The organism is Actinomadura sp. NPDC048021, from assembly GCF_040653135.1.
Taxonomy (GTDB): Bacteria; Actinomycetota; Actinomycetes; order Streptosporangiales; family Streptosporangiaceae; genus Spirillospora; species Spirillospora verrucosospora.
On record NZ_JBEZJQ010000006.1, the window covers coordinates 1 to 23,432 of the forward strand.

At 72.8% G+C, this 23,432-nt stretch carries 20 protein-coding genes and 2 tRNA genes; 6 read left to right on the forward strand and 16 right to left on the reverse strand.

All coding sequences use genetic code 11. The features are described from left to right. The first annotated feature begins 639 nt into the window (after nucleotides 1-639). Nucleotides 640-1,611, forward strand: coding sequence for an ATP-binding cassette domain-containing protein (locus AB0C87_RS11825; protein WP_360577331.1), 972 nt, complete (start codon nucleotides 640-642; stop codon nucleotides 1,609-1,611). A gap of 1 nt (nucleotide 1,612) precedes the next feature. Beyond that, the gene (locus tag AB0C87_RS11830) at nucleotides 1,613-2,434 is read left to right on the forward strand and encodes an ABC transporter permease (protein WP_345180789.1); all 822 of its coding nucleotides are present in this window, start codon (nucleotides 1,613-1,615) and stop codon (nucleotides 2,432-2,434) included. A 100-nt stretch (nucleotides 2,435-2,534) separates the two neighbouring features. Here AB0C87_RS11830 and AB0C87_RS11835 read toward each other — a convergent pair whose 3' ends face one another. After that, nucleotides 2,535-5,753, reverse strand: coding sequence for a BTAD domain-containing putative transcriptional regulator (locus AB0C87_RS11835; protein WP_360577333.1), 3,219 nt, complete (start codon nucleotides 5,751-5,753; stop codon nucleotides 2,535-2,537). 67 nt (nucleotides 5,754-5,820) lie between these two features. On the opposite strand from AB0C87_RS11835, the gene AB0C87_RS11840 reads away from it, so the two are divergent. From AB0C87_RS11840 to AB0C87_RS11850, 3 genes are read left to right on the forward strand one after another with little or no spacing between them, the layout of a single operon-like run. After that, entirely contained in the window at nucleotides 5,821-6,078 is a 258-nt protein-coding gene (locus AB0C87_RS11840; RefSeq protein WP_360577335.1) for a Rho termination factor, read from the forward strand. 58 nt (nucleotides 6,079-6,136) lie between these two features. Beyond that, nucleotides 6,137-6,646 (forward strand): DUF1360 domain-containing protein, encoded by a 510-nt coding sequence (locus AB0C87_RS11845; RefSeq protein ID WP_345180798.1) that lies wholly within the window; start codon nucleotides 6,137-6,139, stop codon nucleotides 6,644-6,646. A 48-nt stretch (nucleotides 6,647-6,694) separates the two neighbouring features. After that, nucleotides 6,695-7,795: a Vms1/Ankzf1 family peptidyl-tRNA hydrolase gene (locus tag AB0C87_RS11850; protein ID WP_360577336.1), complete on the forward strand. Its 1,101-nt coding sequence runs from the start codon at nucleotides 6,695-6,697 to the stop codon at nucleotides 7,793-7,795. A 47-nt stretch (nucleotides 7,796-7,842) separates the two neighbouring features. On the opposite strand, the gene AB0C87_RS11855 is transcribed toward AB0C87_RS11850, so the two are convergent. From AB0C87_RS11855 to AB0C87_RS11890, 8 genes are all read right to left on the reverse strand, one after another. Beyond that, nucleotides 7,843-7,915, reverse strand: a tRNA-Ala gene (locus AB0C87_RS11855). An 84-nt stretch (nucleotides 7,916-7,999) separates the two neighbouring features. Beyond that, complete coding sequence (locus AB0C87_RS11860; RefSeq protein WP_345180802.1) at nucleotides 8,000-8,395, reverse strand: hypothetical protein; 396 nt, start codon at nucleotides 8,393-8,395, stop codon at nucleotides 8,000-8,002. Nucleotides 8,396-8,508: 113 nt separating this feature from the next. After that, nucleotides 8,509-8,700: a hypothetical protein gene (locus AB0C87_RS11865; protein WP_345180804.1), complete on the reverse strand. Its 192-nt coding sequence runs from the start codon at nucleotides 8,698-8,700 to the stop codon at nucleotides 8,509-8,511. 474 nt (nucleotides 8,701-9,174) lie between these two features. Continuing rightward, nucleotides 9,175-9,247: transfer RNA gene (locus AB0C87_RS11870), tRNA-Ala, on the reverse strand. A gap of 75 nt (nucleotides 9,248-9,322) precedes the next feature. Next, a complete protein-coding gene (locus tag AB0C87_RS11875) occupies nucleotides 9,323-9,985 on the reverse strand; it encodes a histidine phosphatase family protein (protein ID WP_345180807.1) in 663 nt (220 codons plus the stop codon). After that, nucleotides 9,978-10,391, reverse strand: a complete 414-nt coding sequence (gene rsfS, locus AB0C87_RS11880) for a ribosome silencing factor (protein ID WP_345180809.1) — start codon at nucleotides 10,389-10,391, stop codon at nucleotides 9,978-9,980. Before rsfS ends, AB0C87_RS11875 begins: the two co-directional genes overlap by 8 nt. Nucleotides 10,392-10,535: 144 nt before the next feature. Further along, complete coding sequence (gene nadD / locus AB0C87_RS11885; protein WP_345180812.1) at nucleotides 10,536-11,135, reverse strand: nicotinate-nucleotide adenylyltransferase; 600 nt, start codon at nucleotides 11,133-11,135, stop codon at nucleotides 10,536-10,538. Nucleotides 11,136-11,187: 52 nt separating this feature from the next. Further along, a complete protein-coding gene (locus AB0C87_RS11890; protein WP_345180814.1) occupies nucleotides 11,188-12,474 on the reverse strand; it encodes a phenylacetate--CoA ligase in 1,287 nt (428 codons plus the stop codon). A gap of 91 nt (nucleotides 12,475-12,565) precedes the next feature. Between AB0C87_RS11890 and AB0C87_RS11895 the strand changes: the two genes are divergently transcribed. Further along, the gene (locus AB0C87_RS11895; RefSeq protein WP_353835076.1) at nucleotides 12,566-13,600 is read left to right on the forward strand and encodes a M48 family metalloprotease; all 1,035 of its coding nucleotides are present in this window, start codon (nucleotides 12,566-12,568) and stop codon (nucleotides 13,598-13,600) included. A 52-nt stretch (nucleotides 13,601-13,652) separates the two neighbouring features. On the opposite strand, the gene AB0C87_RS11900 is transcribed toward AB0C87_RS11895, so the two are convergent. The 7 genes from AB0C87_RS11900 to AB0C87_RS11930 form a co-directional block, all read right to left on the reverse strand. Then, nucleotides 13,653-15,407, reverse strand: coding sequence for a TIGR03767 family metallophosphoesterase (locus AB0C87_RS11900; RefSeq protein ID WP_360577339.1), 1,755 nt, complete (start codon nucleotides 15,405-15,407; stop codon nucleotides 13,653-13,655). A gap of 64 nt (nucleotides 15,408-15,471) precedes the next feature. After that, entirely contained in the window at nucleotides 15,472-16,731 is a 1,260-nt protein-coding gene (locus AB0C87_RS11905) for a glutamate-5-semialdehyde dehydrogenase (protein WP_345180821.1), read from the reverse strand. Between the two features lie 13 nt (nucleotides 16,732-16,744). Continuing rightward, complete coding sequence (gene proB / locus AB0C87_RS11910) at nucleotides 16,745-17,851, reverse strand: glutamate 5-kinase (RefSeq protein ID WP_345180823.1); 1,107 nt, start codon at nucleotides 17,849-17,851, stop codon at nucleotides 16,745-16,747. Nucleotides 17,852-17,914: 63 nt separating this feature from the next. After that, entirely contained in the window at nucleotides 17,915-19,312 is a 1,398-nt protein-coding gene (gene obgE / locus AB0C87_RS11915; protein ID WP_345180825.1) for a GTPase ObgE, read from the reverse strand. Nucleotides 19,313-19,407: 95 nt separating this feature from the next. Beyond that, nucleotides 19,408-19,665, reverse strand: coding sequence for a 50S ribosomal protein L27 (rpmA, locus tag AB0C87_RS11920; RefSeq protein ID WP_067640985.1), 258 nt, complete (start codon nucleotides 19,663-19,665; stop codon nucleotides 19,408-19,410). A 14-nt stretch (nucleotides 19,666-19,679) separates the two neighbouring features. Continuing rightward, complete coding sequence (gene rplU, locus AB0C87_RS11925) at nucleotides 19,680-19,997, reverse strand: 50S ribosomal protein L21 (protein WP_179836635.1); 318 nt, start codon at nucleotides 19,995-19,997, stop codon at nucleotides 19,680-19,682. 289 nt (nucleotides 19,998-20,286) lie between these two features. Further along, entirely contained in the window at nucleotides 20,287-23,391 is a 3,105-nt protein-coding gene (locus AB0C87_RS11930; protein WP_360577340.1) for an Rne/Rng family ribonuclease, read from the reverse strand. Nucleotides 23,392-23,432 lie beyond the last annotated feature (41 nt).

Here is a 23,432-nt window from a genome sequence, read left to right on the forward strand (position 1 = left end):
GATGGCACGGGGCGACCCGGCCAAATACAGACCGGGCCGATAAAGGCACTGGCTTTTAACACGCTGTTGAGTTCTCAAGAAACGGACACCCACCGCGCCGAACCCCGCTCTCGCGGACCCCGGCTCCGGGGCAACCCTGCTAACTTACCAGACCCATCCTCGCTGTCAAGTCGATCTGCGAAGATCTTTTTGACCGTCGAAGGTGTGCCCGTCCCCCACGCGACGACACGACACCAAGCCAGAGACTCGGAGAGATCGTTCCGTGGGAGGCGCCCTGCGGGCCGGCCACCTTGCGGCGTCCTGCATCCCGTCCGGGCTTGTCCTTCAAGAGTACCCCGGTGCGCAGAACGCTGCGAACCGTTTTCCTCTGTCAGTGTCCCCCGGGGCCGTCCGCCTGTCGGCGTCCCGCATCCCCTTGGGGCACCACAGAGATTAGGCAGCCTCGGAGGGCCCGTCAAATCGGGACCGGCCACCTGTTCGTCCCTTCACCGAAACTCCCAGGTCACGCGCGGTTCAAGTCACCGGCGTCACCGGCCCGTCAGCGTCACGTCAGCGTCCGCGCACCGGTGTCCGCGTGGCGTCAGCGACGTGGCCCACGGTGGTGACCGTCACAGCGAAAGAACTACGGGAGGCACTCAGATGGACGATGTGATCCGCGCGGAGGGGCTGCGGAAACGGTTCGGGGACACGAAGGCCTTGGACGGAGTGGACATCGCGGCCCGCCGGGGGACGGTGCTCGGGGTCCTCGGACCGAACGGTGCGGGCAAGACCACCGCGGTGCGCGTGCTGGCGACGTTGCTGAAGCCGGACGCCGGACGCGCTGAGGTGGGCGGGTTCGACGTGGTCAGGGACGCGGTGCGCGTCCGGGCGAAGATCGGGCTGACCGGGCAGTACGCGTCGGTGGACGAGGAGCTGACCGGCTTCGAGAACCTCGTGATGATCGCCCGGCTGCTGGACTTCGGCCGCGCGGAGGCGAAGGCGCGGGCGCGGCGGCTGCTCGACCGGTTCCGGCTCACCGACGCGGGCGGCCGCGCCGTGAAGACGTACTCCGGCGGGATGCGCCGGCGGCTGGACCTGGCGGCGAGCCTGATCAACCACCCGGAAATCATCTTCCTGGACGAGCCGACGACCGGCCTGGACCCGCGGGCGCGCAACGAGGTCTGGGACACGGTCCGGGAGGTCGTCGCCGAGGGGGCGACGGTGCTGCTGACCACGCAGTACCTGGAGGAGGCCGACGCGCTCGCCGACCGGATCGCGGTGTTCGACCAGGGGCGGGTCATCGCGGAGGGCACCTCCGACGATCTGAAGGGGCGGATCGGGCGGCGGACGCTGGTGGTCCGGGCGGCCGAGCCGTTCCGCGCGGCGCAGCTCGCCGCGATCGTGGCGGAGCTGACCGGGGAGCGTCCGGAGGTCCAGGAGGCCGCGGGTCTGGTCACGGCGCCCGTGCACGATCCGCGCCTGCTGTCGGTTCTGGTGCGGCGGCTGGACGAGGCGTCCATCGTGGCGTCCGAGCTGGCGTTGCGGATGCCGAGCCTCGACGAGGTGTTCCTCACACTGACGGGCCACCACGCCGAAGAACCCACGCCCGAACTCGTTCCCGAGGGAGCCTGACATGACCGCCATCACCGTTGACAGCCGTCCGTCCGCCGCAGAACCGCCCGCGCGCATCAGCATGAGAAGGACGTTGCGGCACGGCCTGACGCTGGCGTGGCGCAACGTCTCCCAGTTGAAGCACTCGCCCGAGAAGCTGCTGGACACGACGCTGATGCCGATCGTGTTCCTGCTGCTGTTCCTGTACGTGTTCGGTGGCGCGGTGGCCGGCGACACGCATTCGTACCTGCAGCAGCTGCTTCCGGGGCTCGTCGCGCAGATGGCGATGTTCGCCACGATGGGGCTCGGGACGGCGCTGAACGAGGACATCCACAAGGGCGTGTTCGACCGGTTCCGGAGCCTGCCGATCGCTCGTTCGGCGCCGCTGCTCGGGACCGTGCTCGGCGACACGGTCCGGTTCATCACCGTGATGACGGTGCTCGTGGCCTTCGGGTCGGTCCTCGGTTTCCGGTTCCACACCGATCCGCTGTCGGTGATCGCGGCGTTCGCGCTGGCCTACGTCTTCTATCTGGCCGTCTGCTGGATCTCCGTGCTCGTGGGGCTGGTCGCGCCGACGCCGGAGACGGTGCAGGGGCTCGCGTTCATCTGGGTGATGCCCCTGACGTTCGGCAGCAGCATCCTCGTGCCGGACACGTCCACGATGCCGGGCTGGCTGGAGGCGTGGACGAAGGTCAACCCGATCACGCACCTGGCGGAGTCGGTGCGCGCGCTCACCGTCGGCGGCCCCGTCGGCAACCACGTCTGGTACACGCTCGCCTGGGCGGCGGGGATCGTCGTCGTCACGTTCCCGCTGGCCATGCGCATGTACTCGCGGAGGGCCTGACGTCCGGCCTCGCCTCCGAACGCGCGTCGCCCCGGGAGAGTCGGTCTCCGGGGCGACGCGCCTTTCCGGCGCCGAACGGCCGCCCGGAGAGCGCATGCGCTCAGAGCAAGGTGACCAGCCCGTCCGCCTGGTCGAAGACGTCGTCCCGGGTGACCCGCCGCCCGCGCTCGTACGCGGCGGTGAACGCCTCCTCGCCGAGGACGCCGCGGACGAGCGACAGAGTCCGGCCGACGTCGTAGCTCCCCGTGTCGCTGTAGCCGCGCAGGTTGTGCGCCGTGCCCAGCAGCTCGGCGGCGCGCGCGTGCTTCCCACGCGCGGCGGCGTAGGCGGCGACGCCCTCGACGACGTCCGCCACGGTCGGGTTTCCCAGCAGCACGTCGTTCTGCAGATCGTTCAGCGCCTGGACGTGCCAGCGCTTCGCGGCCTCCAGGTCGCCGTCCTCCTCCGCGAGGCAGCCGAGGCGGCTGTGGGTCTTGCGGACGGCCTGCGCGAAGTCAGGACGATGCCCGCGCGACTGGACCCACGCGCACGCGCGATCGGCATGAAGGCGCGCGGCCCCGCGGTCACCCTCCTGCAAGGCGAGCTCGCACAGCAGAAGAGACGAGGTCGCGGCTTCGGCGAACTCGCCGACCCGCTCGGCCTGCGCCATGGCCTGTTCGAGGTCGCTGTGGGCGCGCGCGATATCGCCCCGCCGGGCGCGCACCCGTGCGAGGTGGGCGAGCAGCGTGGCGCCCTGCTCGGGACTGACTCCGCCCGTGACGTAGCCGTACGCCTCCTCGCCGAGGCGGAGCGCCTCCGTCAGGTCGCCGCGCGCCACGGCGGCCTGCATCATGCCGCTCAGCGCGACGATCATTCCGAACCGGTCGCCCAGCTCGCGGAACCGCGCGTAGCCGTCGGCGGCCTGCTCGGCGGCGTCGTCGATCTGGCCGGTGTTGATGCCCATGTGCCCGAGGATGACGCGGACGACGGCCCGCACCCACGGGTCGGCGTGCTCCCGGATGCGGTGGAGGCTGCGCCGGATCCCCTCGACGTCGCCGCCGAACATGGCGGCCCCGGTCTCGGCGAGCGCGAGCACGGGATGCGCGGGCGACCCGGGGACGACGCTCAGGGTCCTCTTCACCGCCGCCTGCATCGACTCCCTCGTCGGCCCGGCCACATCGGTCAGCTCGGTCACGAGGGTGGCGAAGACGACGCACAGCGCGTACGCCTCCTCCAGGCCGGGAGGCGCGGCGCCGCCCGCCATGTCGCGGACGACGACCGTCCACCCGCCCGACTCCCGCTCCATGTCGCGCAGGATCCAGAACCACACCAGCCCGGCCACGAGCCGCAGGGCCGACTCGACGTCGCCGGTCTCGGTGACGTGCCGGAACACGACGCTGAAGTTCTCGCGCTCGGCGGCCAGGCGGGCGGACCAGACCAGCTGGTCGTGGCGGCGCAGCTCCGGCTCGGCCCGCTCGGCGAACTCGACCATGTAGGCGGCGTGCGCGTCGCGGACGCGGCGGGTCTCGCCGGCCTCCTCCAGCCGCTCCCCCGCGTAGACGCGGACGGTCTCCAGCAGCCGGTAGCGGACCTCGGCGTCGCCGTCGGCGATCACCAGTGACTTGTCGATGAGCGCGGCGATCACGTCGATGACGTCCCGCGGGTCGGGGGCGTCCGGAGCGTCGAGGCCGCACACGCGGACGGCGGCGTCCGGCGTGGCGCCGCCGGCGAACACCGAGAGGCGGCGCAGGACGGTGCGCTCCTCCTCGTCCAGCAGATCCCAGCTCCAGTCGACGACGGCGCGCAGGGTCCGGTGCCGGGGCAGGGCGGTGCGGCTGCCGCCGGTCAGCAGCCGGAACCGGTCGCCGAGGCGGGCCGCGACCTGTCCGGGGGTGAGGGAGCGCAGCCGGGCGGCGGCCAGCTCGATCGCGAGCGGGATCCCGTCGAGCTCGCGGCAGATCGCGACCACGTCGGCGACGCTGCCCGCGTCGACGGCGAAGCCGGGACGGACGGCGGCGGCGCGGTCGGCGAACAGGCGGACCGAGGCGTAGCCGAGGGCGTCGGCCGGGTCGGCGGCGTCCTCGGCCGGCAGCGGGAGGGACGGCACCGGGCACAGCGACTCGCCGGTGATGCCGAGCGGTTCGCGGCTGGTCGCGAGGACGCGGACGCCGTCGGCGTGCGCGACGACGTGGTCGACGAGCCGCGCGACGGCGTCGATGAGGTGCTCGCAGTTGTCGAGGACGAGCACGGTCCGCTTGGCGGCGAGGAAGTCGGTGAGCCGTTCGAGGGGCCGCACCGCCACGCGGGTCTCGGCGGGGCGGACGGTCTCGGGGACCGCGAGCGCCGACAGCACCGCGTGCACGACGTCGCCCGGGTCGCTGACCGGGGCGAGCGGGACGAACCACACGCCGTCCGGCATCTCGTCGACGAGCGCGGCGGCGCTCTCCCCCGCCAGCCGCGTCTTGCCGGCGCCGCCGGGGCCGGTGAGGGTGACCAGGCGGGTCTCGCGGAGCAGCTTGCCGACCCGCTGCGACTCCTCCTCCCGGCCGACGAAGCTGGTGAGCTGAGCGGGCAGGTTGGTGCGCGCGGGCCGCGGGGCGGCGGGCTCGGTCGGCGGGGCCGCCGCCTCGCGCCGGAGGATCGACAGGTGGACGGCGGCCAGCTCCGGGGACGGGTCGACGCCGAGCCGGTCGGCGAGGGCGCGCCGCGTCTCCTCGTACACCTCCAGGGCGTCGGCCTGGCGTCCCGCCGCGTAGAGGGCGCGCATCAACTGGCCGCGCAGCCGCTCGCGCAGCGGGTGCGCGGCGGCGAGGGGCTCCAGTTCGGCGACGGGCGGGACGGGGAGCCCGGCGGCGATCTCGGCGTCGACGCGGTCCTCCACGGCGGCGAGCCGCAGTTCCTCCAGCCGCGCGATGGTCGGGAAGGCGAAATCGCTGTCGGCGACGTCGGCGAGGGCGGGTCCGCGCCAGAGGGCGAGCGCCGTGCGCAGGCCCTCGGCCCGCGCGCAGGGGTCCTGCTCCGCGCGGGCGGCGGAGACGCCGCGCTCGAACGCGACCGCGTCGATCTCGGCGGGGTCGATCCCGAGCCGGTAGCCGGCCGGGCCGTGCTCGACGATGTCGCGCCCGGCGACGCCGCGCAGCCGGGAAACGAGCGCCTGGAGCGCGTTCCCGCCGGGCGGGGCGCCCTCCCACAGGTCGTCGAGCAGCCGCTCGGCCGACACGGGACGGCCCGCCTCGGCCGCCAGCCGCACGAGGAGGGCCCGCAGCCTGCGGCCGGCGACCTCGACGGGCCGCGCCGCCCCGTCCCGCACGTCGAGCGGTCCCAGGATGCCGATGCGCACGATGGCCCCCTTCCCGGGAGCCATTGTCCCCGATGTGTGGATCCCGCGAGCCGGGTACGGATTCCCTATGCCCAGAGCACAGATCAAGGACGAGAAGAAGTACCAGGAGCTCCGCGACAAGGGCGAGAGCAAGGAGAAGGCGGCGCGGATCGCCAACGCGTCCGCGAAACAGGGCGAGAAGACGATCGGCCGCAAGGGCGGCAAGAGCCCCTCCTACGACGACTGGACGAAGGACGACCTCCTCAAGCGCGCCCGCGAGATCGGCGTCGAGGGCCGCTCCTCGATGACCAAGTCGGAGCTGGTCAAGGCGCTGCGCGACCACTAGAGACGCCCCGCCGAGGACGGCGAGCCGCGCACTCGTCCCCCCGAACGAAGGAGAGCCCATGAACGCGGTCGTCGACACCGCGCGCAAGCAGAAGGAGGAGTACGCGGCCGGGGAGGACCGGCCGCTCGGCTCGTACCTCGGCACGCTCGCCGTCTACGGCCTCACCACGGCGACGCTGGCGCTGCTCGGGCGCCGCCTCCGCGACCGCACCCCGGCGATCGGCCTCGCCGACCTGGCGCTGATGACGGTCACGACGCACAAGGCGTCCCGGCTGATCACCAAGGACCCGGTGACGAGCCCGCTGCGCGCCCCGTTCACCCGCTACTCGGGGACGGCCGGCCCGGCCGAGCTGTCCGAGGAGGTGCGGGGCAAGGGGGTCCGGCACGCCGTGGGCGAGCTGATCACGTGCCCGTTCTGCACCGCCCAGTGGGTGGCGACGGCGTACGCGGCGGGGCTGGTGTTCGCCCCGGACGCGACCCGGCTCGCCGGGGCCACGATGACCGCGGTCGCCGGGTCGGACTGGCTGCAGCTCGCCTACGCGCGGCTCCAGAAGTCCGCCGAGGGCTGACGTCCCAACCGAAACGTTTGTCACAGATACGGGGGGTACGGCCAACCCATGGATCTGGCATTCCTCAAAACGCTCTACCAACGGCCGGGACCGTACGCGTCGGTGTACGCCGACCTCACCCGGACCACCGAGGACGCGTCCAAGGCCGCGGAGCTGCGGTGGCGGGCGCTGCGCTCGGAACTGGAGGCCCAGCACACGCCGGACGCCACGCTCCGGGCGATCGAGCAGACCGTCCAGGACGACATGGCGCGGCGCCGCTCCGAAGGCATCGTGATCTTCGCGGCGGACGGTGAGGTCGTGCACAGCGACCGCCTCCCGGGCCCGCCCCGCGGCACGCGCGCCACCCTCGCCCCGCTCCCCGACGTCCTGCCCTACCTCGTCGAGCGCGGCGAGCGGTTCCCGCACCTGCTCGCGGTGGTCGACCGGCGCGGCGGCGTGATCGACTGCGTCACCGCCGACGGGAAGCACGAGCGCATCGACGTGGACGGGGACGAGGACTACCCCATCCGCAAGGTCAAGGCGGGCGACTGGAACCAGTCCCGGTTCCAGCGCTCCTCGGAGAACGTCTGGAAGCTCAACGCCAAGAAGGTCGCCCACGAGATCGACCGGGCCGCGGAGCGCTGCGGCGCCCAGGCCGTCGTGATCGCCGGCGACACCCGCGCCCGGACGGCCGTCCTGGAGGAGGTCTCGGACCACGTCCTGGAGCACACCGTCGAGGCCGACAAGAACACCACGGTCGACGACCCGGACCTCGACGCCGAACTGCGCCGCCTCCTGCAGCTGAAGTCGACCGAGCGCATCATGACCGTGGCGGCGCGCTTCGACAGGGAACTCGCCAACGGGCAGCGCGCCGTCTCCGGACTGGACGCGACGACGGAGGCCGTGCGGCAGGCCCGGGTGGAGACGCTCCTGCTGGCGGACGAACCGGATTCGCAGGCCCGCTTGTGGGTGGGCCCCGATCCGTCCCAGGTCGCCACCACCGCCGAGGAGCTGCGTGAGGAGTTCGGCGTCGCCGACCCCCGCGAGGTCCGCGCCGACGCCGCCCTGGTGCGAGCGGCCGCCGCGACGGACGGCGAACTCGTCGTCCTGCCCACGAACGGCCAGGCCCCCACTCTGCACGTGGGCGCCGTCCTGCGTTTCACGGCCTGAGAAACGAAAAGGAGTGGCGCCTTTGGCGACCACTCCTGAGTCGTTCGTGGAGCTATGGGGATTCGAACCCCAGACCTCCTCCATGCCATGGAGGCGCGCTACCAACTGCGCCATAGCCCCTCGCGAGGAAAAGCTTAGTGCACGTTGGGAGCGGTTGGGACGCGCGGGCCGCGGAGGGGCGACCCTCCGCGGCCGGCGCGCGGGTCAGGGCCTCTTCGAGGTGTAGACGTACCAGTGGTCGTTGACCGTCGGGACGTGGACGGTCAAGCTCTTGAGCCACTCGACCGAGCCGAGGGACGTGTCGCTCTCGACCTTCTTGCCGTTGTCGTCGGTGTACTCGGTGTGGACCTCGTTCGTGTACTTGTCCTTCTGATCCCTCTGCTGCTTCGCGATGGAGCACAGGGTCCGGCCGAGGTCGGGCTGGTTCGGGAGCAGCTTGAACGAGGACAGCACGTTGAGCGCCTCGGCGCAGTCGTCGACCTGGTTGGCCTCCGAGTCGGGCGGCGGAGCGGCCTGCACGGGAGCGGCCGCCGCCGCGACGGACGCTCCGGCGACCGCTGCGGCCAGCAGCATCCTCTTCCCGGTGAACCGGCTTCTCATGGGGTCAACCCTCATCTCGATCATGCATCGCCACGTGAGGGCCTTCCCGCATGATCGACAAGGTGAAGCGCGGGCGGAGGAAAGGTAGCCGCCGCCATGGTGAAGGCTTTGCGTCAGCCCCACCCGAGGCGTTCGCCGACCTCGTCGGGCGCGTAGCCCCGCTGCCCCCCGTCGCCGATCCAGACGATCCCGTCCGCCTGCGCAACGGCCCCGACGGCGTGCTCCTGCGGCATCCGCGGCTGGATGGCCAGCCGCACCTCGGCGCCCGGATCGAACCGGCGCAGCTCATCGATGAGGTCGGCCACGGTGACCTCCCGCGGAGCCCCCCTGCGGTGTCTTCCCATACCCCGCATGAAACCATCCCCCGCCCCCGCCCAGACCGCCCACAGCAAATCCACACCATCCCGCAGACGCCCAAGAACCTCAACCACAAGGGGGGCGAGGGGCGAAGCCCCAAACACCAACAGCAAGCCACACCAACCCGCAAACGCCAAGAACCTCAGCCGGGAGGGGGCAAGGGGCGAAGCCCCAAACACCAACAGCAAGCCGCACCAACCCGCAGATGCCCAAGAACCTCAGCCGGGAGGGGGCGAGGGGCGAAGCCCCAAATCGCCAGGAGCAAGCCGCACCGACCCGCAGATGCCCAGGAACCTGAGCCGGGAGGGGGCGTGGGGGCGGAGCCCCCACATCGGGGGTCTGGGGGTCGCCCCCCAGGCAGACATGAAGAAGGGAGTCCCGGCCCACGCTTTCCGTGGGCACGGTCCTCCCAACTCCGTTCGTGGAGCTATGGGGATTCGAACCCCAGACCTCCTCCATGCCATGGAGGCGCGCTACCAACTGCGCCATAGCCCCGCCGCCGCGTGGACGTTCATCCCGCGGCGCCCAGCCAGTGTATAGGACGGCCGGGGCTGGTCTCGAATCGTTTGGTCAGGTGCCGGCGTCGGGGCGGTCGTCGCTGAGGACGGGTTCGGGGAGGGTGCCGGCGTTGTGTTCGGCGAGGCGCCAGCCGCCGTTGCGCATCTCGGTGATGACGGACCAGCAGCAGTTGGACAGGCCGCCGAGGCGTTCCCAGGTCTCTTCGGGGAGGCCGAGGAGGTGGGACATGCCGAGCCGGAGGGCGGCGCCGTGGGAGGCGACGACGAGCTGGCCGGTGGGCTCCAGTTCGTCGAGGGCGCGTTCGAGCGCGGAGCCGACCCGTTTGGCGACCTGGGCGCTGGTCTCGCCGCCGGGCGGCTGCCAGGCGGCGTGCTCGGCGGGGTAGCGTTCGCGGATCTCGCGGGAGGTGAGGCCCTCCCAGGCGCCGCCGTCGCGTTCGATGAGGTCGCGGTCGTAGCCGACGGGCAGTCCGGTGACCTCGGCGAGGGCCTGGGCGGTGTCGGCGGCGCGGCGCAGCGGCGAGGAGAGCAGCGCGGTGGGGCGGAGGCCGGCGAGGAGCCGGGCGGCGCGCTGGGCCTGGGCGACGCCCGTCTCGTCGAGAGGGATGTCGGTCTTGCCCTGGAAGCGGCGTTCGACGTTCCAGGCGGTCTGGCCGTGTCTCCAGAGGACGAGGCGGCGTCTGCCCGGTTCGCGGGCGGGGCGGGCGTCACTCACTCGGGCTCCCGACGGCGCGGGCGCGCTGGGCCTGGTGGGCGGTGACGCTCTCCGGCAGGGCGATGAGAGGGCAGTCTTTCCAGAGCCGTTCGAGGGCGTAGAACATGCGGTCTTCTTCGTGCTGGATGTGCACGATGATGTCGGCGTAGTCCAGCAGGACCCAGCGGCCCTCGCGTTCGCCCTCGCGGCGGACGGGCTTGGCCTCGGCCTCCTCGCGCAGGCGCTTCTCGACCTCGTCCACGATGGCGCGGACCTGGCGGTCGTTGGGGGCCGAGCAGAGCAGGAACGCGTCGGTGATGACGAGCTGCTCGCTCACGTCGTAGGCAAGAATGTCGTCGGCCAGCTTGTCGCCCGCCGCCTCGGCGGCGATCCGGACGAGCTGCGCCGCCCTCTCGGATGCGGTCACGATGCGCTCGCGATCCTCCCTGTAGGGGTCGTCTCCGCTCCCACCTTCTCATGGGCGGCGGACGATCGACCTCTTTGTTGTTGTTCGACCGCAATGGCAGATGCGGCCCCGTTCCCCGTCCAGAATATGTGGCCGCGGCGCCCGTCAGGCGGCGGCGCGGTAGAGCCCCCGCTTGTTGATGTACTGGACGATCCCGTCCGGGACGAGGTACCAGATGGGTTCGCCGCTGCCGACGCGTTCGCGGCACTCGGTGGAGGAGATCGACAGGGCGGGCACCTCCATGAGGGAGACGCGCCCGTCGGGCAGCCCGGGGTCGGCGAGCCGGTGGCCGGGGCGGGTGACGCCGACGAAATGGGCGAGTTCGAAGAGCTCGTCGGTGTCGTGCCAGGTGAGCATCTTCTCCAGCGCGTCCGCACCGGTGATGAAGAACAGGTCGGCGTCCGGGCCCTGGATCTCGCGCATGTCGCGGAGCGTGTCGACGGTGTAGGTGGCGCCGGGCCGGTCGATGTCGACGCGGCTGACGGAGAAGCGCGGGTTGGACGCGGTGGCGATCACGGCCATGAGGTAGCGGTCCTCCGCGGCGGCGACCTTGCTCCCCTCCTTGTGGGCCGACAGGCCGGTGGGCACGAACACGACCTCGTCCAGGGAGAAGAAGTGCGCGACCTCGCTGGCGGCCACCAGGTGCCCGTGGTGGATCGGGTCGAACGTGCCGCCCATGATCCCCATGCGCCGCTTTTGCGTCATAGCGACGACAATAGCCAGCCGGTCCGCGTCCGGAACCTCCGCCCCCGGCGGCTCAGGCCAGGCCGGGCAGCGGCGGCCCGCCGTCCTCCCAGGTCACGACGCGGACGGCCTTGCCCACTTCCACCCTCGGCACGGTCCCCTCGGGCAGGACCGCGACCTCGGCGGTGAGGCCGAGCGTCTCGTACAGGGCGTGGACGAGCGCGGCCCGCGGATCGCCGGAGAGGGCCTCGCAGGCGACGATGAGCCGCGCGGTGGGGCTGCGCCGGTCCACGACGAGCTGGTAGTGCGGCCGGACGAGCCCGGAGCCGAGCAGGACCCGCTCGACCTCGCTCGGGTACACGTTCACGCCCCGGACGACGATCATGTCGTCGGCGCGGCCGAGGATCTTGCTCATCCGCACCAGGGTCCGTCCGCAGGCGCACTCGCCGCGGGTGAGGGACGCGATGTCGCCCGTCCGGTACCGCAGCAGCGGCAGCGCCTGCTTGGTCGGGGTGGTGAACACGAGCTCGCCCGGAACGCCGTCCTCGACGGGGACGCCGGTGGCGGGGTCGACGGCTTCCACGACGAAGTGGTCCTCGTTGACGTGCAGGCCGTCCTGCTCCAGGCACTCGGTGGCCACCCCGGGCCCGATGATCTCCGAGAGCCCGTAGACGTCCATCGCCTTGATCGGCAGGACGTCCTCGATGGCCGTGCGCAGCTCCTCCGACCACGGCTCGGCGCCGAAGAGCCCGGCCTTGAGCGACGTCGGCTCGACCCCGGCCTCGGCGACGGCCTCCCCCAGCCGCAGCGCGTACGCGGGGGTGCAGGTGAGGATGTCGGGACGGAGGTCGGCGAGCATGCGCACCTGCCGGTCGGTCATGCCGCCCGACATCGGCACCACGGTCGCGCCGAGCGCCACCGCGCCCTGGTGGATGCCGATCCCGCCGGTGAACAGCCCGTACCCGTAGGCGTTGTGGACGATGCTGCCCGGCGACGCCCCCGCGCACGACAGGGAGCGCGCGCACATCGCCGCCCACAGGTCGAGGTCGGCCCTGGTGTAGGCGACGAGCGTGGGGCGCCCCCGCGTCCCGCTGGACCCGTGCACGGCGGCGACCTGGTCGCGCGGCACGGCGAGCATCCCGAACGGGTAGTGGTCCCAGAGGTCCTGCTTGGTGGTGAACGGAAGGTCCCGCAGCCCCGCGAGCGTCACGTCGGCCCCGCGCCCGACCCCGGCCTCCCTGAGCCGCCGGCCCTGCACGCCGCCGGCGGCCAGGAGCCGGTCGACCAGCCCCCACACCCGGTGCCGCTGCAGCGCGGCGCGCTCGTCGAGGGACATCGCCTCGGCCTTCGGGTCGAACATGGCTGCCTCCCGGGCGCGGCCGGAGCCGGACGCGGCTCCCGCGGCGGGGAACCCTGCGGCAAAGTGGATCGTCGGAACTACCATGCCAGACATGACGGAGAACACACCGGATCGAGCACGTACGCGGTTCCCGGGGATCAGTTCCCGGGCCTACGAACACCCGGCGGACCGTTCGGCGCTCGTCGCGCTGCGCTCGCTCTCCGGGTTCGACGTCGTGCTGCGCAAGCTGTCGGGGCTGGTCAACGAGCGGTCGCTGCGGCTGATGTTCCTCGGCGGGACGGTGCGCGTCGGGGAGGACCAGTTCCGCCACATCTACGACATGGTCCGGGACGCCTCCTACATCCTGGACATGCCGGAGGTCCCCGAGCTCTACGTGCGGCAGGACCCGACGCCGAACGCGATGGCGCTCGGGTCCGACCACCCGTTCATCGTGCTGAACACCGGCCTGATCGACCTGCTGGACGAGGAGGAGCTGCGCTTCGTCGTCGGGCACGAGGTCGGGCACATCCTGTCCGGGCACGCGGTGTACCAGACGATGATGCAGATCCTGCTGCAGCTCGGGGCGCGGCTGGCGTGGCTGCCGCTCGGCAACGTCGGCATCGCGGCGATCATCATCGGGCTGCGGGAGTGGTTCCGGAAGGCGGAGCTGTCCTCGGACCGGGCCGGGCTGCTCGCCGGGCAGGACCTCGACGCGGCCAAGCGGGTGAACATGAAGCTCGCGGGCGGTACGCGGCTCGGCGAGATGAGCAGCGAGGCGTTCCTGCAGCAGGCGCGCGAGTACGACGCGGCCGGCGACGTGCGGGACGGGCTGCTGAAGTTCATGAACCTGCTCGGGCAGTCGCACCCGTTCGCGGTGATCCGGTTCGCCGAGATCGAGCAGTGGGCGCGCAGCGGCGAGTACGACCGCATCCTGGCCGGGGACTACGCCCGCCGGGAGGACGACGGCAACGCGTCGGTCCGCGACGGGATCAAGGAGGCCGCGCAGTCGTACCGCGAGTCGTGGGAGCGGACGGCCGACCCGTTCGTGGGCAAGGTCCGCGACATGGCCGACGCCGCGGCGGGAGCCGCCGGCGGGCTGTTCGACCGGTTCACCCGGCGCGACAACGGGCCCACGTCCGGCAACTGACCGGGCCGGGCCAGGGCCGCCGCGACACGGACGCGGCGGCCCTTCGCCGTTCTCAGAAGGGGGCGGGGACGAGGAGTTCGACGTTGCGGTCGGCGGCCTCGCCGCGGCGGTTCTCGTCGCGGTCCTGCCAGTCGTTGCCCGACAGTTCGCGGGACAGCGACGCCAGCCCGGCCGGGTCGGTGAGGCGGCCGCCGTAGGAGGCGGGCCCGGCGGAGTCGAGGACCGTCGCGAACACCGAGAGGGTGCCGTCGCCGTTGTCGGCCAGCTCGACGATGCGGCTCTGCTGCGGGAAGTCGATGTGCGCGGCCGTGTTGACCTCCCAGAAGCCCCCGCCGCCCTTGCGCGCGTGCGGGATGACCTGGTTGCGGTGCGTGTGCCCGTTCACCCACAGGACGACGTTCGGGTAGCGCAGCAGGAGCGCCTCGACCTCGTCGCCGAGGACGCGGTCGCCGCCGAGGGGGTTCTCCAGCGAGCCGATGGGGTGGTGGCTGAACAGGACGAACAGCCGGTCCTTCACCGCGCGCTTCACGACCGTGCCGTCCGGGGCGATGGAGCGGCTGCTGCCCGCCTTCAGCTGCGCCTCCAGCCACGCGAGCTGCTTCCGGTCGAGCGAGCCCTCGGAGTAGCCGTTGGGGTTGACGGTGTCGAGGACGAGGCCGCGCACGACGCCCTTGTCGAAGGCGTAGTAGGCCGTTCCGTCGCGGAGGTTGGCGAGGGTGAAGCCGTGGCCGCGCAGGGACGCGGTGGTCCTGAAGTGCTCGGCGACGACCTCGGCGCGCGACAGCATGCGGCGGTCCGGGTCGGGGGTCACCGGGCGGAACAGGCCGCCCGCGCCGCCCTGCTCGCGGCTGAGGCGGACGAGTTCGGCGGCGTCGCCCCGGCTCATCATGCGGGCGAGGCGCTCGGCCTGGCCGGGGTCCGCCGGAGCGCCGATCTTGATGCCGCCGGTGGCGAGGCCGGAGACCAGCGGGTTGACCGGCAGGTTGCCCTGGACGAGCCCGTCGTGGTTGCCGAACGCGGCCAGCCACGGCGCGTCGAGCCCGGTCGCCTGGAACGGGCGGCGCGCGGCGTCGATCAGGCCGTGCACGCGCGGGAAGCCGTACCTGGTGGTCGGCAGGTCCGCCTGGGCGCCGGGCGGCGGACCCTCGGGGTGCCAGAACGAGCGGTCGTAGGACGCCCAGTCCATGACGCCCTCGTAGCGGTTCGGGTCGCCGGAGTCGGGGCGGATGCGCCCGCCGTCCAGCAGGTCGATGATCCAGCGGAGCTCGTTGTACTGGACGTTGTCGGCGGCGTCGCCGGTGTTGATGGTGAAGGCGAGGCCGAGCCCGGTCGCCGGTCCGCGCCCGACCCGGTTCACCGCCCGCACCATGGCCTCGGCGACCTGCGTGGACAGGATCTCCTGCGGCCGGTAGGCGCCCTCGACCGGCAGGACGTCCAGGCCGTCCTTGAGCCGGTCGACGAACTCGACGCGGGCCGGGGACTGCGCGTCGACGATGTGGACGTCGGTGAGGTGGCCGAACGCCAGGACGCCGCGGCGGGTGGCGGCCCGCCGCGCGGAGGCGGCGCCGCCGAGGTCGCGGCGCAGCAGGTGCGGCTCACCCGGACCGGTGGTCACCTTGCGGTACCCGCCGGCGCCCGCGGCGCCGAGCAGGTAGGTCCGGTCGAGGGTGGTGCCGGCGGTGGGACCGCGCAGCGCGGGCGCCGCGGCGGCGGGACGGGCGGGGAAGGCCGCCAGTCCGGTGGTGGCGATCCCCGCGCCGAGGGCGGCGTCCCGCAGGACGCGGCGGCGGCTGTACTGACGAGTCACAATCGTGAATCAGACCACACCCGCACACGTGACATCAATGGCAAAAATGTCACAAATCCGGAGCTCAGCCGCGCACGTGCCCTTCCCCGGTCACCACGTACTTGGTGGACGTCAGCTCCGGCAGCCCCATCGGGCCGCGGGCGTGCAGCTTCTGCGTCGAGATGCCGATCTCCGCGCCGAACCCGAACTCCTCGCCGTCGGTGAAGCGCGTCGAGGCGTTCACCATCACGGCCGCCGAGTCGACCAGCGCGACGAACCGCTTCGCGGCCGGCTGGGACGTCGTGACGATCGCCTCGGTGTGCCCCGAGCCGTACCGGCGGATGTGCGCGACGGCGTCGTCGAGGGAGTCGACCACGCGGGCGGCGATGTCGAGCGAGAGGTACTCGGCGTACCAGTCGTCCTCGGTCGCCTCCACGACGTTGGCGCCGAAGGAGCGGATCCGCTCGTCGCCGTGCACCGTGACACCGGCGCTCTCCAGCGCCTCCAGCGCGCGCGGGACGAACGTGTCGGCTATGTCGGCGTGCACGAGGAACGTCTCGGCGGCGTTGCACACCGAAGGACGCTGCGTCTTGGCGTTCAGGAGGATGTCCAGGGCCGTGTCGGCGTCGGCGGCGGCGTCCACGTACACCGCGCAGTTCCCGACGCCCGTCTCGATCACCGGGACGGTCGACTCCTCCACCACCGAGTTGATCAGCGACGCGCCGCCGCGCGGGATCAGCACGTCCACCAGGCCGCGCGCCCGCATCAGGTGCTTCACCGACTCGCGGGACGTGCCCGGGACGAGCTGCACCGCGTCCGGCGGGACCTCGGTGCCGGTGAGCGCGCCCTGCATCACCTCGACCAGCACCGTGTTGGAGTCGTACGCCGACGACGAGCCGCGCAGCATCGCCACGTTCCCGCTCTTGAGGCACAGCGCGGCGGCGTCCACGGTCACGTTCGGGCGGCCCTCGTAGATGATCCCGACGACGCCGAGCGGCACCCGCACCTGGCGCAGCTCCAGCCCGTTCGGCAGGACGTTCCCGCGGACCGTCTCCCCCACCGGGTCCGGCAGCGCGGCGACCTTCCGGACGGCGTCGGCGATCGCGGCGATCCGCTCCTCCGACAGGCTCAGCCGGTCGATCATGTACTCGGAGGTGCCGTTGCCGCGGGCCCGCGCGACGTCGGCCTCGTTCGCCTTGACGATCTCCGGGGCGGCGGTGACCAGGGCGTCCGCGATGCGGTTCAGCGCCGCGTCCTTCGCCGACCGCGGCAGCGGAGCCAGCCCGGCGGCGGCCTCCCTGGCGCGCCGCGCCACCCGCAGGAACTCCTCGCGCTCGTCGCTCATCAGCAGGCTCCCGTCATCGAAGTATCACCAGATGGTCGCGGTGGATTATCTCGCGTTCGTACTCGGCGCCCAGCTCACGGGCCAGCCAGCGCGTCGAGCGCCCCATCAGCTCGGGGATCTCGGACGCGTCGTAGTTCACCAGGCCGCGCGCGACGACCGTGCCGGCCGTGTCGCACAGGTCGACCGGGTCGCCCGCGGCGAAGTCGCCCTCGACGCCCGTCACCCCCGCCGGGAGCAGGGACTTGCGGCGCCGCACGACCGCCTCGATCGCGCCCGGGTCCAGCATGACGCGGCCCTGGCCCGTCGTCGCGTGCGCCAGCCACAGGTTGCGGGTCGACATCCGGCGGCCCTCGGCCGGGTGGAACAGCGTCCCGACCTGGTCGCCGGAAAGCGCGCGCGCCGCCGACGCGGCGTTGGTCAGCACGACGGGGATGCCCGCGATCCTCGCCGCCTCGACCTTGGTGACCATGCCGCCGGTGCCGACCCGCCCGGAGCCCCCGAGCTCGACGTCCCGGAGGTCGTCCGGGCCGCGCACGTCGTCGACGCGGCGGCTCCCGGGACGGCGCGGGTCGCCGGTGTAGAGGGCGTCCACGTCGGAGAGCAGGACCAGCGCGTCCGCGCGGATCAGGTGCGCGACCAGCGCGGCCAGCCGGTCGTTGTCGCCGAACCGGATCTCGTCGGTCGCGACGGTGTCGTTCTCGTTCACGATCGGCAGGACGCCCATGGCGAGCAGCTGCGCGAGGGTCCGCTGGGCGTTGCGGTGGTGCGAGCGGCGCATCATGTCGTCGGCGGTGAGCAGTACCTGCCCCACCGTCAGCGCGTAACGGGCGAACGAGGAGGTGTAGCGGGCGAACAGCAGGCCCTGCCCGACGCTCGCCGCCGCCTGCTGCGTCGCGAGGTCGGGCGGGCGGCGGGTCAGCCCGAGCGGGCCGAGCCCCGCCGCGATCGCGCCCGACGACACGAACACGATCTCGGTGCCCTCGCCGCGGCGCGCGGCGAGGACGTCGACCAGCGCGTCGACGCGGTTCACGTCGATCGTGCCCTGCGGCGTGGTCAGCGAGGACGAGCCCGCCTTCACCACGATCCGCCGCGCCTTCGCGACCGCCTCACGCCCACTCATGACTCAGCTCCGCTCACGCCACTGCTCTCTACGGGAACGTCCCCACGTCCCCGGGCTATTCGCTCAGGACCAGCCGCTCAGGCGGCGGTCGGTGCCGCGCGGGCCCGTCGTGCCCTCGCCCGCCGCGACCTCCGGCTCCCAGTCGAAGACGATCGAGTCGTCCATGGTGCCGATCAGGACCGTGGCGCCGGCGCTGGCGCCCGCCTGGGCGAGCGCGTCCTCCACCCCGAGCCGGGCGAGGCGGTCGCCGAGGTAGCCCACGGCCTCCTCGTTGGCGAAGTCGGTCTGGCGCAGCCACCGGACCGGCTTCGTGCCGGTGATCAGGTAGGTGTTGTCGCCGAGGGTCCTGACCTCGAAGTCGGTGTCCCCGCCGACCGGCTCCGGCCGGATGACGATGCGGGTGGGCTCCGCCGCCGGCAGCGAGGCGCGGTACTCCGATACCATCGCCGCCATCGCGAACGACAGCTCCCGCAGCCCCTCGTGCGACGCCGCCGACACCTCGAACACCCGCAGGCCCCGGGCCTCGAACTCCGGCCGCACCATCTCGGCGAGGTCGCGGCCGTCGGGCACGTCCACCTTGTTCAGGACGACGATGCGGGGGCGGTCCGACAGCGGGCGGTCGCCCAGCACCCGGTCGTAGGCCTGGAGCTCGCGCTCGATGACCTCGAAGTCGCTGACCGGGTCGCGGCCCGGCTCCATCGTCGCGCAGTCGAGGACGTGCGCGAGGGTGGAGGAGCGCTCGATGTGGCGGAGGAAGTCGAGACCGAGGCCGCGGCCCTCGCTGGCGCCCTCGATGAGGCCCGGCACGTCCGCGACCGTGAACGTCGTGTCGCCCGCGCTCACCACGCCGAGGTTCGGGATCAGCGTCGTGAACGGGTAGTCGGCGATCTTCGGCTTGGCGGCCGACAGCGCGGCGATCAGCGACGACTTGCCCGCGCTCGGGAACCCGACGAGCGCGACGTCGGCGACGCTCTTCAGTTCCAGGACGACGTCGCGCTCCTCGCCCGGCTCGCCGAGCAGCGCGAACCCGGGCGCCTTGCGCTTCGCCGTCGCCAGCGCCGCGTTCCCGAGACCGCCGCTGCCGCCCTTGGCGATCACGAACCGGGTGCCCTCGCCGACCAGGTCCGCGAGGACGGTGTCGCCCGACTTCACCACGGTGCCGTCGGGGACGGACAGGATCACGTCGTCGCCGTCCGCGCCCGTCCGCAGGCTGCCCTGGCCGGGCCTGCCGTTGCCCGCCTTGCGGTGCGGGCGCCGGTGGTATTCGAGGAGGCTCGCGGCGTTCGAGTCGACGACGAGGACGACGTCGCCGCCGCGCCCGCCGTTGGCGCCGTCAGGGCCGCCGAGCGGCTTGAACTTCTCCCGGTGGATCGAGGCGCAGCCGTTGCCGCCGTTGCCCGCCGCGACGTGCAGCACCACCCGGTCGACGAACTGCGCGCCCGATCCCGCTCCAGCGGCCACGGTGACTCTCCTCAGGAAAACCTTGGTAAGAACGGCGAAGGGGCGGACCGGAAACGGTCCGCCCCTTCGAACAAAAAGTCGCTGCCCCCGGCGGACTATTCCGCCGGCGGGACGACGCTCACCGCGTTGCGACCGCGGTAGCGGCGGAACTGCACCGCGCCCGCGACCAGCGCGAACAGCGTGTCGTCACCGCCGCGGCCGACGCCCGGACCGGGGTGGAAGTGGGTGCCGCGCTGGCGGACGATGATCTCGCCGGCGTTGACGACCTGGCCGCCGAAGCGCTTCACACCGAGGCGCTGGGCGTTGGAGTCGCGACCGTTGCGGCTGGACGATGCGCCCTTCTTGTGTGCCATGAGACCGCTCTCCCTTACTTCTTGCCGGCCTTGATACCGGTGATCTTGACCTCGGTGTACGGCTGACGGTGACCCATCCGCCGCTTGTACCCGGTCTTGTTCCGGTAGTGCATGATGTTGATCTTGGGGCCCTTGACCGCGCCGAGGATCTCGGCGGTCACCTCGTAGCGGGCGAGGTCGGCCGTGCGGCTCACGACGTCGTCGCCGTCCACGACCAGCAGGGGCTGGAGCGTGATGGTCGACCCGACGTCACCGGCCAGCTTGTCGACGGTCAGCACGTCGTCGACGGCGACCTTTTCCTGCCTGCCGCCTGCGCGGACAATCGCGTACACCGCGGAAACCCTTCGTCTGCGCGCGCTTCCGGAGTGAACCGGTCCCACGCGTGGCTTACCAGCCCCCGGACGGGGGCCTACCCCCGGCACCGGGCCGAGGGCGGCACACCAGGAGGACCCTGGCGCTCTCTGCTGTGCCCCACCGGATCGATGAGGTGAGCACCGAACGATCCCCGGACGGGGCTCGCGGTGCGGATTCGGGCGACGCGCCGATGACGCGCCGAAGGTCAAGGGTACCGGATGCCCTGGCCGGAACGCGAACGCGTCCGGCCAGGGCCCCGCTACCGCGTCAGTCCGAGGACTCGCCGCCGTCGGCGGCCTGGGCCGCGGTCGCGCGGGGGCGCCGGGCACGGCGCCGACGGGCGGGCTCGGCGCCGTCCTGGTCGCCCGCGGGCGCGGACCCGTTGGACTCGCCGGCGGCCTCCACGGCGCCGTTCAGCTCGCCCGCGGGCTCGCCGGAGGGCGCGCCGGAGGCCGGCTCGGCGCCGTTCGCGTCGACCGGCACCGGCTCGGCGGAGTCCAGCGTGCCCGGCGCGGTGCCGGCGGTCTCCTCGGCGGCCTCGGCGGCCTCCACGGCGGCCTGCGCCGGGGCCTCGTCGATCTCGGGCGGCGGGCCGGCCGGGCGCTTGGCGGGCCGGGACCTCTTCGGCCGCGAACGGACCGGCTCGGGCGCGGCCTCCACGACCGGCGCCGTCTCGGCGGCCGGGCTCACGGGCTCGGCGGCGGGCTCCTCCGCGGGCTCCTTGGGCTTGGCCTCGTGCCGGGACAGCTTCTCCTCGACGGCCTTCTCGACCTCGCCCTTGCGCTTGCGGCGGCGTCCGGACTCCTTGCCGGCCGCCTTCTCCGCCTTCGGCTCGACCGGCGTCAGGTGGACGTGGATGCCGCGGCCGTTGCAGGACTCGCAGGTCTCCGAGAACGCCTCCAGCAGCCCCTGGCCGACCCGCTTGCGGGTCATCTGCACCAGTCCGAGCGAGGTGACCTCGGCGACCTGGTGCTTGGTACGGTCCCGCGACAGGCACTCCACGAGGCGGCGCAGCACCAGGTCGCGGTTGCTCTCCAGCACCATGTCGATGAAGTCGACGACGATGATGCCGCCGATGTCACGGAGCCGGAGCTGGCGGACGATCTCCTCGGCCGCCTCCAGGTTGTTGCGGGTGACGGTCTCCTCCAGGTTGCCGCCCTGCCCGGTGAACTTGCCGGTGTTGACGTCGATGACCGTCATCGCCTCGGTGCGGTCGATCACCAGGGAGCCGCCGGACGGCAACCAGACCTTGCGGTCCATGGCCTTGGCGATCTGCTCGTCGATGCGGAACGCCGACAGGGCGTCCTGGTCGCCGGTCCAGCGCTCGACGCGGTCGGCGAGATGGGGGGCGACGTACTGGACGTAGTCGGAGACGGTGTCCCAGGCCTCGGCCCCGGACACCACCAGCTTGGTGAAGTCCTCGTTGAAGATGTCGCGGACGACCCGGATCGTCAGGTCGGGCTCGCCGTAGAGCAGGGACGGCGCGGAGGCCGTCTTGACCTTCTTCTGGATGCTCTCCCACTGGGCGGCCAGGCGCGAGACGTCGCGGGCGAGCTCCTCCTCGGTCGCCCCCTCCGCCGCGGTCCGCACGATCACGCCCGCCTGCTCCGGCATGACCTTCTTGAGGATCGACTTGAGGCGGGTGCGCTCCTTGTCGGGCAGCTTGCGGCTGATGCCGGTCATCGAGCCGTCCGGCACGTAGACCAGGTACCGGCCGGGGAGGGAGACCTGGCTGGTCAGCCGGGCGCCCTTGTGGCCGAGCGGGTCCTTGGTGACCTGGACGAGCACCGACTGGCCCGACTTCAGCGCCGACTCGATGCGGCGGGGCTGGCCCTCCAGCCCGGAGGCGTCCCAGTTGACCTCGCCCGCGTACAGCACGGCGTTGCGGCCCTTGCCGATGTCGACGAACGCCGCCTCCATCGACGGCAGGACGTTCTGGACCTTGCCGAGGTAGACGTTGCCGACGTACGACTGGTGCGTCGCGCGGTTGACGTAGTGCTCGACGAGCACGTCGTCCTCCAGGACGGCGATCTGGGTGCGCTCGCCCTCCTGCCGGACCACCATGACCCGCTCGACGGCCTCGCGGCGGGCCAGGAACTCCGCCTCGGTGATCACCGGCGGGCGGCGGCGGCCCTGCTCGCGGCCCTCGCGGCGGCGCTGCTTCTTGGCCTCCAGGCGGGTCGAGCCCCGCACGGACTGGACCTCGTCCTCGGCGGCGGCGCGCTCCTCGCGGGCCGTGCGGACGTGCACGACGGTGTTCGGCGGGTCGTCGGAGCCGCCGGACTCGCCGTCAACCCCGGACCGGCGCCTGCGGCGGCGACGGCGGCGGCTGGTGCCGCCCTCCCCGTCGTCCTCCTCGCCCTCGGCGGCGCCCTGCTCGGGCTCCTCGGCCTTGGGCTCCTTGGCCTGCTCCTTGTCCTTGGCCCTGGAAGCCTTGCCGCCCTTCGCCGCCTTGCCCTTGGCGGCCCTGGCGGGCTTGGCGGGCTGCTCTTCCCTGGGCTCCTCGGCCTCGGCCTCGCCCTCGGTCTCCTCGCCCTCGTCCTCGGCGCCCTCCTTGCCGCCCCGGCCGCGGCCGCGGCCGCCGCGGCGGCGGCGACGGCGGGACGGGCGGTCCTCGGAGTCGTCCTCGTCGGCGGGCCCGTGGTCCTGGTCCTCGTCCTCCTCGCCGGCGTCCTGCACGGCGGGCTCGGCCTCGGCGGCCTTCGGCCGGGCGGGCGCCTCGGCCTTGGGCTGCGGCGGCTGGAAGACGACCATCGGCGGCTGGAACGTCACGCCGGGGACGCCGACGCCGCTCGCGGGCTCGGTCTCCGACACCTGCTCGGGGGTCGGCACCTCCCCGGCGACCGGGACGGCCGGGACCTGCGGCACGGACGGGACCTCGGCGGCGGCCTTGGCGGGGCGGCGGCGGGTCCTGGTGCGGGGCGCCGGCGCCTCTTCGGCGGGCTGCTCTGCGGGCTCTTCGGCGGCCGGCTCGGCGGGGGCCTCGGGCGAGGTCTCGGCGCCGGTCATCGGGACGGGCTCGGCCGTCTCGGCGGCGGCCTTCGTGGTCTTTCGCGCGCGGGTCCGGGTCCGCTTCGGCGGCTCGGCCGGCTCCTGCGTCTCGGCGGGCGCCGCGGCCTCCTCGGCGGGCGCGGGCTTCTCGGCGGAGGCCGCCTCCGGCTGCGCGGCGGGGGTCGCGGCAGGGGTCTCCTCCACGTCGGGCGGCGGGCCCGCGGGCCGGCTCGCGCGGCGCGGACGCGACGTCACGCCCGTGCGCCCCTTCTTGGGGCTCGCGCTCTGCGCCCCCTCGGTCCCCTCGGTCCGCGCGGACTCGTCGTCAACGGTCCCGTCGGCGCCTTCGGCCGCGGCCGCATCGGCTTCGTTCTCAAGCATCCGGGCAATCTCCCGTCAGGCTCCCGGGCGCGTCCGCCCGT